The 12,683-nt window shown below is 43.4% G+C and carries 11 protein-coding genes; 5 read left to right on the top strand and 6 right to left on the bottom strand.

The genetic code is table 11. The features are described from left to right. Nucleotides 1-69 precede the first annotated feature (69 nt). Nucleotides 70-2,547, top strand: coding sequence for an endopeptidase La (lon, locus tag RB622_RS04915; RefSeq protein WP_308045408.1), 2,478 nt, complete (start codon nt 70-72; stop codon nt 2,545-2,547). 127 nt (nt 2,548-2,674) lie between these two features. Further along, nucleotides 2,675-4,165 carry a tagaturonate reductase gene (locus tag RB622_RS04920; RefSeq protein ID WP_308045409.1) on the top strand — a complete coding sequence of 497 codons (1,491 nt, stop codon included), beginning with the start codon at nt 2,675-2,677 and terminating at the stop codon, nt 4,163-4,165. A 58-nt stretch (nt 4,166-4,223) separates the two neighbouring features. Here the strand turns inward: RB622_RS04920 and RB622_RS04925 are convergent, their stop codons facing one another. The 4 genes from RB622_RS04925 to RB622_RS04940 form a co-directional block, all read right to left on the bottom strand. Then, nucleotides 4,224-4,523 (bottom strand): hypothetical protein, encoded by a 300-nt coding sequence (locus tag RB622_RS04925; RefSeq protein WP_308045410.1) that lies wholly within the window; start codon nt 4,521-4,523, stop codon nt 4,224-4,226. 47 nt (nt 4,524-4,570) lie between these two features. After that, complete coding sequence (locus RB622_RS04930) at nt 4,571-4,714, bottom strand: hypothetical protein (protein WP_308045411.1); 144 nt, start codon at nt 4,712-4,714, stop codon at nt 4,571-4,573. A 65-nt stretch (nt 4,715-4,779) separates the two neighbouring features. Continuing rightward, on the bottom strand, nt 4,780-5,499 hold the full coding sequence (locus tag RB622_RS04935; protein ID WP_308045412.1) for a DUF3784 domain-containing protein: 720 nt from the start codon (nt 5,497-5,499) through the stop codon (nt 4,780-4,782). A 121-nt stretch (nt 5,500-5,620) separates the two neighbouring features. Then, nucleotides 5,621-7,021 carry an alpha/beta hydrolase gene (locus RB622_RS04940; protein ID WP_308045414.1) on the bottom strand — a complete coding sequence of 467 codons (1,401 nt, stop codon included), beginning with the start codon at nt 7,019-7,021 and terminating at the stop codon, nt 5,621-5,623. A 176-nt stretch (nt 7,022-7,197) separates the two neighbouring features. Between RB622_RS04940 and RB622_RS04945 the strand changes: the two genes are divergently transcribed. The 3 genes from RB622_RS04945 to RB622_RS04955 all read left to right on the top strand — a co-directional run bounded on the left by RB622_RS04945 (nt 7,198) and on the right by RB622_RS04955 (nt 10,768). Continuing rightward, complete coding sequence (locus RB622_RS04945) at nt 7,198-9,633, top strand: helix-turn-helix domain-containing protein (RefSeq protein WP_308045415.1); 2,436 nt, start codon at nt 7,198-7,200, stop codon at nt 9,631-9,633. A 125-nt stretch (nt 9,634-9,758) separates the two neighbouring features. Next, nucleotides 9,759-10,508: a hypothetical protein gene (locus tag RB622_RS04950; protein ID WP_308045416.1), complete on the top strand. Its 750-nt coding sequence runs from the start codon at nt 9,759-9,761 to the stop codon at nt 10,506-10,508. Continuing rightward, on the top strand, nt 10,502-10,768 hold the full coding sequence (locus RB622_RS04955) for a hypothetical protein (protein ID WP_308045417.1): 267 nt from the start codon (nt 10,502-10,504) through the stop codon (nt 10,766-10,768). The genes RB622_RS04950 and RB622_RS04955 overlap by 7 nt, the downstream gene beginning before the upstream one ends. 81 nt (nt 10,769-10,849) lie before the next feature. Here RB622_RS04955 and RB622_RS04960 read toward each other — a convergent pair whose 3' ends face one another. Together RB622_RS04960 and RB622_RS04965 are read right to left on the bottom strand one after the other, a co-directional pair. Then, a complete protein-coding gene (locus tag RB622_RS04960; RefSeq protein ID WP_256527672.1) occupies nt 10,850-11,524 on the bottom strand; it encodes a bifunctional 4-hydroxy-2-oxoglutarate aldolase/2-dehydro-3-deoxy-phosphogluconate aldolase in 675 nt (224 codons plus the stop codon). Nucleotides 11,525-11,639: 115 nt separating this feature from the next. Next, entirely contained in the window at nt 11,640-12,635 is a 996-nt protein-coding gene (locus tag RB622_RS04965) for a sugar kinase (protein ID WP_308045418.1), read from the bottom strand. Nucleotides 12,636-12,683: the final 48 nt, after the last annotated feature.

Consider the following 12,683-nt stretch of genomic DNA (forward strand, 5'->3'; position numbering starts at 1 on the left):
AAGATTATCTGTCATTATGACAGAATGCCTATGAAATTTGAACCTTCTGACCTCTATAGTCGGCTGCTTATGTCCGATTCGGATTTAGATAGCCTAGAAATTGTCCCCCTTGGTGGTCCTGAGGGCTCCGATGAACCTTTTGAAGTACCTAATGAACTTGCCATTTTGCCCATCAGGCAAACTGTACTTTTTCCGGGCATGGTAATTCCTGTCACCGTCGTGCGCCAAAAAGCGATACGTCTGGTAAAGAAAATCTACCGGAATTCGGATATAAACATGCGGATTTTAGGTGCTGTAACCCAGGCAAAACCAAATAAAGAAGATCCTACGGCCGACGATCTGCATAAAATCGGAACGGTTGCACATATCCTGAAAATGATCACACTTCCCGATGGAAACGTGACAATCATCGTTCAGGGCCGTCAGCGTTTTGAAATTAAAAAGATTTTAAGCGAAGATCCATACCTGACTGCGGAAGTAGAGGCGATCGAAGATTCCTTCGTGACACCTACTAAAAAAGAATCAAAAGCATTGTTGCAGTCACTTCGTGACGGAGCGCATAAAATTATGCGTTTGAACCCTGAGATTCCGCAGGAAGCAAGAATTGCGCTGGACAATATTGAAAGTCCCGTATTCCTGATCCATTTTCTTTCTTCAAATATTAATGTTGAAGTAGCCGACAAGCAGAGATTACTGGAAGAAAGAAACGGACACAAGCAGGCTACGCTTTTGCTTCAGTACATGATGCGGGAGATTGAAATGCTTGAACTGAAGCGTGAAATTCAGTCGAAAGCCAGTTCGGATATCGACCAGCAACAGCGTGATTATTACCTGCGTCAGCAAATCAAAGTTTTGCACGATGAGTTGGGTATTGATAGTCCGGAGCGCGATATGGATGACATCCGTGCCAAAGCAAATCAGAAAAAATGGTCTGATTCCGTTCGTTTGCATTTTGATAAAGAACTTGCCAAATTACAGCGCATCAACCCGATGGCACCCGAATATCCGGTAACACTTAACTACCTGGAAACACTGGTTGATTTGCCCTGGGGTGAATATACAAAAGACAATTTCGATCTTGTAAGAGCGCAAAAAGTCCTGGACTCTGACCATTTCGGTTTGGAAAAAGTGAAAGAACGGATCATCGAATACCTGGCTGTTCTGAAACTGAAAGGTAATTTGAAAGCGCCGATCCTTTGTTTGTACGGACCTCCGGGCGTTGGTAAAACGTCTTTGGGAAAATCCATCGCCAAAGCACTGAACCGTGAATATATCCGTATGGCCCTTGGTGGTGTGCACGATGAAGCTGAAATACGCGGACATCGTAAAACATACATCGGTGCGATGCCTGGAAAAGTGATCCAGAATATCAAAAAAGCTGGTTCAGCCAATCCTGTTTTCATTTTAGATGAAATCGATAAGGTAAGTTCCGACTACCGCGGCGATCCGGCTTCTGCTTTGCTGGAAGTATTGGATCCTGAACAAAATTCTTCTTTCACGGATAATTATCTTGAAGTTGAATACGACCTTTCCCGTGTATTGTTCGTAGCAACGGCCAATGCGCTTGATACGATTCACCCGGCGCTTCGCGACCGTATGGAGATCATCGAGATGACGGGTTATACCATTGAAGAAAAATTGCAGATTGCCAAACGTTATCTTGTGCCTAAACAGCGTAAAGATCACGGGCTGAAAGCGACGGATGTAAAAATTGATGATGCGGCTTTGCTCCGTGTGATCGAAGGATATACCCGCGAATCCGGTGTGCGTAATCTGGAACAAAAAGTGGGAACACTGATCCGGAAAATCGCTAAATCTGTGGCGATGGAGCAGGAATATCCTAAAACGATAAAAGTTGAACAGGTAGAGAAATTTCTGGGGGCAGAGATTTTTGATAAAGATCTGTATCAGGATAATGACTTTGCAGGTGTCGTGACTGGCCTGGCCTGGACTTCGGTTGGCGGAGAAATCCTGTTTATTGAAACCAGTTTGAGCCGCGGGAAAGGTGGCCTGACATTGTCCGGACAACTTGGAGACGTAATGAAGGAATCTGCGATCACTGCGCTTTCCTATCTCAAAGCGCACTCTGACAAACTGGACATTGATTATCGGATTTTTAACCATTACGATCTGCACGTACACGTACCTGCCGGTGCCGTTCCTAAGGATGGGCCGTCTGCCGGTATCACGATGGTGACCTCGATGGCTTCCATCTTTACCCAGCGTCGTATTCGTCCGTTTTTGGCGATGACAGGTGAGATCACCCTCCGTGGAAAAGTGCTTCCGGTTGGAGGTATCAAGGAAAAAATTCTTGCTGCCAGAAGAGCGGGCGTGAAAGAGATCATCATGTGTGCGAAAAACCGCAAAGATGTCGAAGAAGTACCCGCAAATTACATTCAGGACTTGAAATTCCATTATGTGGATAAAGTCGATGAAGTGCTGGCGATTGCGCTTTTACCAGAAAAAGTGAACAATGCCACCACCTTCGTTTTTCCTGACGAAAAGAAAGAAAAAGAAGAAAGCGGCTTTGTCACCTTGAACGTTTAAAAAATAATTTTCCGGATTGAAAGGTCAGGAAATACAATATCAAAAGAGGCATCCTGATCGGTGCCTCTTTTTTTAGGGGTTGGATCCGGGAAACGGCGTCATGATTATAAACAAGAACCTTACAAAAATGACTGTACCTCAGCTTTCTCCGGAATTACTCGAACAACGTCCTGAATTATACCCCGACCACAAAAAACTTCTGGCTTTACCTGAAAAAATTATTCAGTTTGGTACCGGTGTGCTTTTACGCGGACTGCCTGATTTTTTTGTCAATAAGGCCAATCAGCAAAATATTTTTAACGGCCGGATTGTGGTTGTAAAATCAACATCGCAGGGTGGTGTTGATGCATTTGGCATTCAAAAAAACATTTTCTCCCATAGCATTCGCGGGATTGAAAATGGAAAACAAATTGATGAAACGGTTATTAACAGTGCCATCAGCAGAACACTTTCAGCCAGCAATAACTGGCCGGAGATCCTGGAATGTGCGCATAACCCGGAAATGCAGATTGTTATTTCCAATACCACGGAAGTAGGAATTCAGTTTGTGGAAGATAATTTACAGGCTTCCCCTCCCATTTCTTTCCCGGGCAAACTGACCGCTTTTTTATACGAACGTTTCAAGGCTTTCAACGGGTCTGCCGAATCCGGCATGGTGATCGTACCAACGGAATTAATTGTCGGCAATGGTACCAAACTCCGTGAAATTGTATTGAAACAGGCGGCACAACATGCACTGGGAACCGATTTCATCACATGGCTCGAACAGCACAACCAGTTCTGCAATTCACTGGTAGACCGTATTGTTCCCGGAAAACCGGACGCTGAAACCGTTGCCGAGCTTACTGAAAAATCGGGCTACAAAGACGACTTGTTAATCGTTTCAGAAGTTTACAGCCTATGGGCGATTGAAGGCGATGCGCAGGTGAAATCGGTATTGAATTTTGCGCAGGCCGATAAGGGCGTTGTGATCGAACCGAATATTGATCTTTTCCGAGAACTAAAACTGCGTTTGCTAAATGGCACGCACACGTTGGCTTCTGGTTTATGCTTTTTGCAAGGGCTCAATACCGTTCGTGAAAGTATGGAAAACGCCGAAACAGCTAAATTTATAGCAGGTGTGATGCTTAACGAACTGGCACCGGCCATTCCTTATGCAGTAGATCCGGCGCGTGCGCAGGAGTTTGGAAATCAGGTGTTGGACCGTTTCAGAAATCCGTTTATCCGCCATCAGCTGATTGATATTACCGTGCAGTATACGGCAAAAATGAAAATGCGTAACATCCCGACACTTCTTAATCATTATCAAAAAACCAGTGAAGTTCCGGCTCTTTTTGCCAAAGGATTTGCCGCATTTTTATTGTTCATGAAACCGGTTCAACTGGTTGACGGAATTTATTCAGGCGAGCGTAATGGTGAAACCTATCCGATTCGCTGTGACGCCGTAGCCTATTTTGCCGATCAATGGGAGAAAGCAGATTCTTCAACGGATCTGGTCCAAAAAGTGTTAGCGGACGAAAATCTTTGGGGTGCCAATCTTACAACGCTGCCTGGATTTGAAAAGGCGGTTACAGAAAATATTAAACAGTTATCAAAACAGGAAACGGCAATTAATTAACGGTTTCTAATTAAATAAGAAGGCTCTTTCGGATGATCTGAAAGGGCCTTCTACGTTATTATGATTTCGTAGCTCTTGTTTCGTAGGGCAGGTTTTTAATCAGCTTCAGATGGTTAAGCTCAGGTACCACGATGACGCAGTCAGACGGAATAACACCACGCATGATCCAGTTATGTACTCTGGAAATAGCCAGGTTATTTCGCTGCGCATAATCCGACGTGGTTATCCACTCGGATAGATGATATTCCTTATCCGCTATGATGAGACGGCTTTGGGTAATTTCCCTCATCATTTTTTCCACATTGTCCAATCGGTCGTCGATTTCCGTCAAGGACATTTTTTTTACGGCAGTATCCATATTTTTGATATATAGGAACATTTCCTTGCTACAAGTTCCTTAAAAGTTCAAGTGTTAATCTTTATCTTTTCAATGCGTTCACCATATTGATCAAGACTCATTTCAGGAGGAGTATCAATCAGCTCTTGTTCAATCAGATCGAGCTCATTTTCTATTTCCTCAATTAGTTTTGCCTTTCTATCCTTACTCATTCCGCTGATGTGTGTGTAGTATCAAAAGTAACAATTGTGTAGTTACTATACAATTATATTAACATTTAAAATCCTCTCCATTTTTGAATCTCCCGCAGCAGATCTTCCGAAGATTTTTCTGATGAACTAAAATATATTTCGCCTTCCGTTGTATGGAGCAGCAGTAACGGACTTTCCTTTTTATCAACAAAAAGCTGAACCGTTTTCCGATCTTTCGTCTTAAAATATCCTTTACTAAAATCACCGGCTGAAAATCCATTTGACTTCATCGTAATTTCCGGCAAACTACTCACCAGTTTCACGTCCAGGATTTTCGTACGATCCAATTTCTCACCATACATCCCTGTTATTTCGAGACTGTTTTTGTCAAGTAGTATTTGGCTGTTCTTAAGTCCTAAGTAAAACAACCCGCCTACAAAAATCGTTGTAGCCACCATGACCGCAAGAACGATGAACGTACCTTTCTTCTCATTCTTCACTTGCGAAAAATATTTCCGGCTCTTGACTATAAAATAGCAGTAGGCCATTAAAGGATAGATTCCCATAATAACGCCTGCCAAGTTTTTACTTATCAAGCCGGTCAGTAAAACCAGCCCCAAAAGTGAGGAAGCCAGCATGAGATGAAACTGCTTAAAAAAGCGCAAATAGCCATCAATATCAACCAGGGCACGCTGTGCTTCCGACATCGTATTATAACCCGAAAGAAGATACTTCGCGTTTTTCTTTGTGACAGCAAAGGCTATTAAACCAAAAACAATGGAAAGTATCAGTGTTGGAACAATCATGACAAGATTTTTTTACATTTTGGAAGCGTGTTTTATGACTTTAAAATACAAAAAATACCGGATGATCGCCATAAAATGGTTAATCCGGTATTCTACGTAATTAATCTGTTCTGGCAATCTGTTATTTTACAATCTGCTTTACCCAATCAGAAATTTCAACCAATGCCATCGGCGAAAACGTTTGCTCAATCTTGCCATATTCAGCAGGAGAACCTGTAACACTTTCCTGAAAAAGATGATTTAACCGAGGTAGTTCTTTCACCGTAACATTTTTATTCCCACCCTTTTCCAAAGCTCTTTTTATTCCTTCCAGATCTTCTTTTGGAGGAACCTGTAAATCTTTTCCGCCATTTAAAGCCAGCACCGGACATTTGACCTTTTCCAAAGTCTGGGCAGGATTGTAACGGATCAGAAACTGAAACCACGGCGAAATCAGTTGGTTAACATAGTTAACCAGATATTCGTCTGTTTTATCCGCCGGCGGCTGTTGGTTCGCGGGAAGTAAATGAATAGCCTCCTTCAAAATGGGAATAATTTCCTTTTTTACGTCCCTAAGATCAGATCTCTCTTTTAGTAGATCATAACCCTTTCGATTTAAAACATCAATCTGATCCACCACATCATCTGTCATACCGTTCGCTTTGTTTATTAAATGTGTTTGTCTAACCATAAGCTGATCCCCAGGAATACCAGGCCCTGCTAACAAAACGATAAAAGCCACATCCGGTGAATCAGCAGCGACCATCGGTGCAATCATCCCACCTTCACTATGGCCGATCAAACCGATTTTTTTCGGATTAATATCCTTTCTTGTTTTTAGATATGTAATCGCGGATTCCACATCCGAGGCAAATGCTCTCGTCGTTGCCGACTTAAAATCGCCAGTGGATTCTGCTGTTCCGCGATCATCATATCTTAAAACGCCAATACCATTTCTCGTTAAATGATCTGCCAAAACCAGAAATGGTTTATGTCCCAGGAGCTCTTCATTCCGGTTTTGTGGCCCACTCCCGGTGATCAATATGACAACCGGATAATTTCCTTCTTTTGCAGGTAAAGTCAGGGTCCCGGCAAGCGAAACTTTATCGCTGGCATTATCAAATTTCACATCCTCGGAATAATAAGGATACGGTTTCTGCGGTTCCTGCGGCCTTAAAGGAGCCTTTGCCCCCATAACACCGCGACTCAATTCCAACGGAAAGGATTGGCCATTTTGATTGAACGTCCCCTTAAAAATATTGTCAGCTCCTAATGTCCCACTGTATTCTGCATTTAAACCGTTCATACTCAGTTTCAATGTATTATTTGTAAAATCAACTGAACCAACAGGAAAACCTTTAGCCCCCTGATCAGGACTATCCAGTGTAGCACTATAACCAACAACTGTTTTTGTCAGATGAAGTACCAATCTCAACTCGCTTCCCTGCACTTTGAGAATTCCATTCCATTCTCCTGAAATATCCTGGGCAGAACAGCCAAAAAATATGAGCATTAGGAATGTAAATAGTAATGTGTTTTTCATTGTGATATATTTGTGATAGCGTGATGTCCACCGATCAAAAGCTGCCCGGTGACGGATGAGTAATTACGTTGAAAGAAAGACAAAAGCAAATAAGAAAGTGACAGACGGAAAGTTACTTATCTGATTTTGCATTTAAAACAAGACGGTTATCATTTTACAAGAATCTATTGACTACCATGGAGCAAAACACACAACTGGAACTTGCCGCTCAATTCGTTCATAATACCAATAAAAATATCTTTTTGACCGGGAAAGCGGGAACGGGAAAAACGACCTTTTTGCACAATCTCAAAAAGACCCTGCCCAAAAGAATGGCCATTGTGGCTCCCACGGGTGTGGCCGCTATCAACGCCGGCGGTGTGACAATCCACTCCTTTTTCCAGCTGCCTTTCGGCCCTTACATTCCCGAAAGCAATGCCAATGAGCAGCGTTACAGCCGTTTTAACAAGGAAAAAATAAATCTGATCAGAAGTCTGGACCTGCTGGTTATTGACGAAATCAGTATGGTCCGTGCCGACATGCTGGACGGTATTGATGAAGTTTTGAGGCGCTACAAAGACCGTAACAAACCGTTTGGCGGTACACAGCTGCTGATGATCGGAGATTTGCACCAGCTTGCTCCCGTGATCAAGGATGAAGAGTGGAGTATGCTGAAAGCGTATTATGACACGGTATATTTTTTCAGCAGCAATGCCCTAAAACTAACCGACCCGATCCGGATTGAACTGAAACATATTTATCGCCAGTCGGATACTTTTTTCATTGATATCTTAAATAAAGTACGGGAAAATCAGCTAGACAAAATAACGCTGGACGCACTAAACCAGCGTTATATCCCTAATTTTAAACCCGCCGACGACGAAGGCTATATCACGTTAACCACCCACAACAATGCCGCCCAGGAAATCAACCGGGTTAAGCTGGATGATCTGAACGGTAAAACCCGGTCTTTCAAGGCGCAGGTCCTGAATAATTTCCCGGAATATTCTTATCCAACCGAGCAGGACCTGGCTTTGAAAGTCGGAGCTCAGGTGATGTTTGTAAAAAATGATTCATCGCGCGACAAACTTTATTACAACGGGAAAATAGGCACCATAACCCGGTTTGACGACGATACGATTTATGTAAAATGTAAAGGCGATTATGTCGAAATCGATGTGCATCCGGCCGAATGGCAAAATATAAAATACGAACTGAATCCAACGACAAAGGAAATTGAGGAACAAGTCATCGGGAGTTTTACACAATATCCGCTTAAGCTTGCCTGGGCCATCACCATTCACAAAAGTCAGGGGTTAACCTTTGAAAAAGCAATCATTGACGCCAACAATTCCTTTGCGCATGGACAGGTATATGTTGCGCTAAGTCGTTGTAAAAGTTTTGAAGGTATGGTGTTAAGCTCTCCGATTTCCTCCGGTAGCGTAAAAACAGACGGAACTGTGGCTGCTTATGCGAAGGAAGCCAGCGCCAATGAACCCGATTCTGATCAATTGACCGATTCGAAAATTAATTTCCAACGCTCCCTTTTACTCGAATTATTCGATTTCAGTGAGATTAAAAATACCTTTTTCAGGTTAAACCGGGTTGCCGATGAAAATGAAAACGTGATTAATAAATCCCTCAGCACGACTTTAAAACTGATCAAAGCGGCGGCTGATCACGATATTTTTAATATCGCCGATAAGTTTAAAAATCAGTTGAACCAGTTTTTTGCGGAGACCGGATTACCCGAAGAAAATGAAACGCTCAGCAACCGCGTACAAAAAGGCTGTGTTTATTTCTTTGACAAAATCGAGCAATCCATTTACCCGGAGAGTAAAACGCTTGCCGTTGAAACGGATAATGCTGCGGTAAAAAAAGTAGCAGACCAGGCTTTGGAAAATTTCCAACGCGCTGTTTTTGTCAAACGTGCCGTCATGTTGTCTTCCAAAGAGCTATTTAACACCGGTACCTATTTGCGCTCAAAAGCGGATGCGGAAATAGATTTCAAAGTGGCTACGAAAAGCCCGACGGCCAAAACGGCCGCCGTTTCGAAGAATATCCCGAACGCGGCGCTTTACAATACACTCAAAAACTGGCGGAATAATCTGGCGACAGAAAACGATGTTTTCGTCTATATGATTCTGCCTCAAAAAGCGATGGAAGAATTGGTTGCCAAATTACCCACCACTTTGGCGGAGCTTGAAACTGTAAAGGGAATCGGGAAGGCCAAGGTAAAACAGTTTGGGAAAGAAATTGTCGAAATGGTTATTGCCTATTGTGAAGACAATCAGATTGATAAAGGTGTGATCGAAATCCCGTTAAAAAAGGAGAAGATCGACACTAAAAAAGTCAGTTTTGATCTGTTTCATGCCGGGAAAAATGTGGAAGAAATTGCAGAAGAAAGAGGTTTCGCTGCCGGTACGATTGAGACACACCTGGCACATTACATCGGCACCGGCGAATTGGAAATCTTTGATATTTTCCCAAAAGACAAAATTAATAAGGTCATCGATTATTTTCTGGAAAACAAACAGGTCACTTTGAACGAGGCAAAAGCCGCGTTGCCGGACGATGTCACATACACAGAATTACGGGCAGCTTTGAAGCATCTGGAGTTTTTAGGTGCCTGATTCTCACCGTTCCCTCATTATAATCACAATTTTTGTTTAATAACGCATAAACATTTTGGTCTTTTTCGACACAAACGGTTACTTTGTTGTGAAACCATATTTCTCACCAAAATTTCTCGACGTTTATGAAAAAGAATTACGTTTCTCTCCTGCTGCTTTGGCTGCTCCTGAGTGTTTCCTTTATTAGCTGTACTGACCACGAAGTTGCGCCCCAGGCCTGGCTGAATGACCTTGAAACGTTATTGGGCCAAGGTACCAAATCGACCATGGAAGGCTGGATCGGTGCCGGGCTCGATGAAGAAAAAACAAAAGAGGCTTTTGCTAAATCTGCTGACAAAGCGGCTTTATACAAAAGCTTAAAAAGTGCGGTCAGTATTTACGACCAACGGGTTTACATTGAAGACTGGGATCACATTCCCGGCATTGAAAAAGGAAATTATGTCGGTAACGGATTGAAATCCGGCGTTTCTAACCCGGCCTGGGCCAGCACGGATCTTGACTTGTCAGCGTCGGACGCGGCCAACTTTGCGGATGCCAAAGCCGATGAATTGCCGGCAGGTACAAAAATTTATCGTGTTACCGGCGGAAACCCGGCTGGTGGTTACTGGACTGCACAAATTCCGGCTTCGGTGGGTGATGTTATCGGCGGTACAGCCGTTCGTCCGGCCTGGAATAATTTTTCAAAATTCTATGTTTATGAGGTACCCGCTGGCCAAACTTTAAAAGTATGGAGAGGCACTACCGCCGCACAACAAATAGCCGACGGTGTTATCAATCCATTTCTTCCCGGAAAAGCGGAGCAGATCTTTATTCCTTTTGTCGTAAGAGATGCTACCTTTAAGGGACTTGTTAAAGAAATCCCACTACCATGGTAAACGAATCAACGAAAATTGATCCCTTATTTAAAGAACTGATAATGTTGTTATCAATTGAATCACAGGCCGATCCGTATAATGCTCAGTTTCTAAAATATATAGAAGAGAGACGAGCAGTGGTAAAACAGGCGAATGCGGATCAGGCCAGGGAAGCGATCAGAGGAATAAATCGCTATGCAGATGAGTTTGCTTTTTCAGATGTTAATGCCAAAAAAATCAAAGATATTATTGATTCTTTGTATGCTCTGGTAAACCGCTAGACTGAATTTTAGCAAAATAAAACAGGAAAGCCAACCGGAAATGATTTCGGTTGGCTTTCCTGTTCTAAACGATTTATCAGATCAAGCTTTCGCTCTGAATTCCTTGATCAGGCTGATGCTTTCCGCAACTTTTTCTTCGATCCAGGCATAATTCCCTTCGCTGATCACGTTTTTCGGGAAAAGGTTAGAGCCCATGCCTACGCCATAAGCACCGGCGCCAAACCATTCTTCAATACTTTCTTTGGTCGGCTGCACACCGCCGGTAACAACAATTTTAACATGCGGCATCGGCCCTTTTACAGCCTTAACAAAGGCCGAACCAACTACTTCACCCGGGAAAAGTTTTACCACTTCGGCACCACCTTTCAAGGCATGGAATATTTCGGTTAATGTTGCAATGCCCGGAATCCATGGGATATCTGCGTTTTTACAAACTTCGCCCACCTCTGGATTGGTAAAAGGAGCAACCACAAAATCAGCACCTGCATCGATGTATTTCTGAGCGGTTTCCGCGTCATAAACCGTCCCTATCCCCAAAGCAAGTCCAGGCAGACTTTCCAGCGCGTACGCTACAAGCTCCACAAAAACTTCATAGGCATTTGCACCACGGTTTGTAAATTCAAATGCACGGGCTCCTCCTTTATAACTTGCGGTAAGAACCTGCTTCGCTATTTCCACATCAGCATGATAAAAAAGCGGGAGTATCCCGGTTTCATTCAGCAAAACGATTGTGGTATTTTTATCTATTGTTGCCATAATTTATAATTTTCCTGCCTTTCCGATTTCAGCGCTTTGCACCTTCTGCCAGGCCCGAATGAATGATTTATTGTCTACAACTATCGAAGTGTCACACACCGGCTTTGATCAGAACCTATCGTCTGATCCTGCCCGACGTTTCGCCCTGACGGATCGCCTCTACTTCCTCAACGGTTGAAATCAGTGCGTCACCTTCAATGGTGTGTTTCAAGGCAGAAGCTGCCACACCAAATTCCAGCGCTTTTTGTTCGTCATTAAACGAGATCAAACCATGAATTAAACCGGCAATAAAGGCATCACCTCCACCCACACGGTCAACGATCGGGTTGATATCAATATCAGCGGTTTCAAGTACACGTTCACCGTTCCAAAGATAAGCCCGTAACAAATTGTGCGTTGCGCTGATGGAAGTCCGTTTCGTATCTACAACCCTGCTAACCTGAGGGAAAGCCTTCTTTAAATTGACACAGGATTCAAGGAAATCATCTCCTTCAATATTGAATATCTCCTTGATATTTTCGCGGTTGGCAATTACCACATCCGTACCTGCCGTAAGTGCCGGAAGTACCTCAGATGGTTTTTTGCCGTATTTCCATAAATTGGCACGATAAAAAATATCGCCTGAAACGGTTATACCTTTTCTACGCGCCGCTTCAATCCCGGCCAGACAAGCATCTGCCGCTCCCTGAGAAAGTGCAGGCGTAATACCGGCCCAGTGAAACCAGTTAGCATCCTTTAAAATTTCGTCCCAGTTCAATTCACTCGGATCAATGGTTGCCAGTGAAGAATTTGCACGGTCATAAACAATCTGGCTGGCACGTAACGCGGCGCCGGTTTCCAAAAAATAAACAGCCATTCTTGGCCCTCCATATAAGATATTGGAGATATCTACCCCGTGAAAGTGGAGATATTGTGCCGCCGAGCGTCCGATTGGTGAATCCGGGAAACGGGTCACGTGCGCGGTATGATGTCCCCAATAAGCCAGTGCAGAAGCTACATTTGCTTCGCCGCCGGCATAGGTAACGTCAAGTTGTCGTGCTTGTTCAAAACGGGAAAAACCTGGGGTCGACAGGCGCATTAATACTTCTCCGAATGTTACTACTTTAGACATAATTACGAAATGAATTTGAATCAGATATGGTTAGGGCGGCATTCATTT

Origin of the sequence: Dyadobacter sp. LHD-138 (assembly GCF_030929615.1) — a bacterium.
Classification (GTDB): domain Bacteria; phylum Bacteroidota; class Bacteroidia; order Cytophagales; family Spirosomataceae; genus Dyadobacter.

Excerpts from the sequence above, each read along its gene's own strand:
- lon (WP_308045408.1), top strand. The coding sequence starts at position 70 with ATGTCCGATTCGGATTTAGATAGCCTAGAAATTGTCCCCCTTGGTGGT.
- RB622_RS04920 (WP_308045409.1), top strand. The coding sequence starts at position 2,675 with ATGACTGTACCTCAGCTTTCTCCGGAATTACTCGAACAACGTCCTGAA.
- RB622_RS04925 (WP_308045410.1), bottom strand. The coding sequence starts at position 4,523 with ATGGATACTGCCGTAAAAAAAATGTCCTTGACGGAAATCGACGACCGA.
- RB622_RS04930 (WP_308045411.1), bottom strand. The coding sequence starts at position 4,714 with ATGAGTAAGGATAGAAAGGCAAAACTAATTGAGGAAATAGAAAATGAG.
- RB622_RS04935 (WP_308045412.1), bottom strand. The coding sequence starts at position 5,499 with ATGATTGTTCCAACACTGATACTTTCCATTGTTTTTGGTTTAATAGCC.
- RB622_RS04940 (WP_308045414.1), bottom strand. The coding sequence starts at position 7,021 with ATGAAAAACACATTACTATTTACATTCCTAATGCTCATATTTTTTGGC.
- RB622_RS04945 (WP_308045415.1), top strand. The coding sequence starts at position 7,198 with ATGGAGCAAAACACACAACTGGAACTTGCCGCTCAATTCGTTCATAAT.
- RB622_RS04950 (WP_308045416.1), top strand. The coding sequence starts at position 9,759 with ATGAAAAAGAATTACGTTTCTCTCCTGCTGCTTTGGCTGCTCCTGAGT.
- RB622_RS04955 (WP_308045417.1), top strand. The coding sequence starts at position 10,502 with ATGGTAAACGAATCAACGAAAATTGATCCCTTATTTAAAGAACTGATA.
- RB622_RS04960 (WP_256527672.1), bottom strand. The coding sequence starts at position 11,524 with ATGGCAACAATAGATAAAAATACCACAATCGTTTTGCTGAATGAAACC.
- RB622_RS04965 (WP_308045418.1), bottom strand. The coding sequence starts at position 12,635 with ATGTCTAAAGTAGTAACATTCGGAGAAGTATTAATGCGCCTGTCGACC.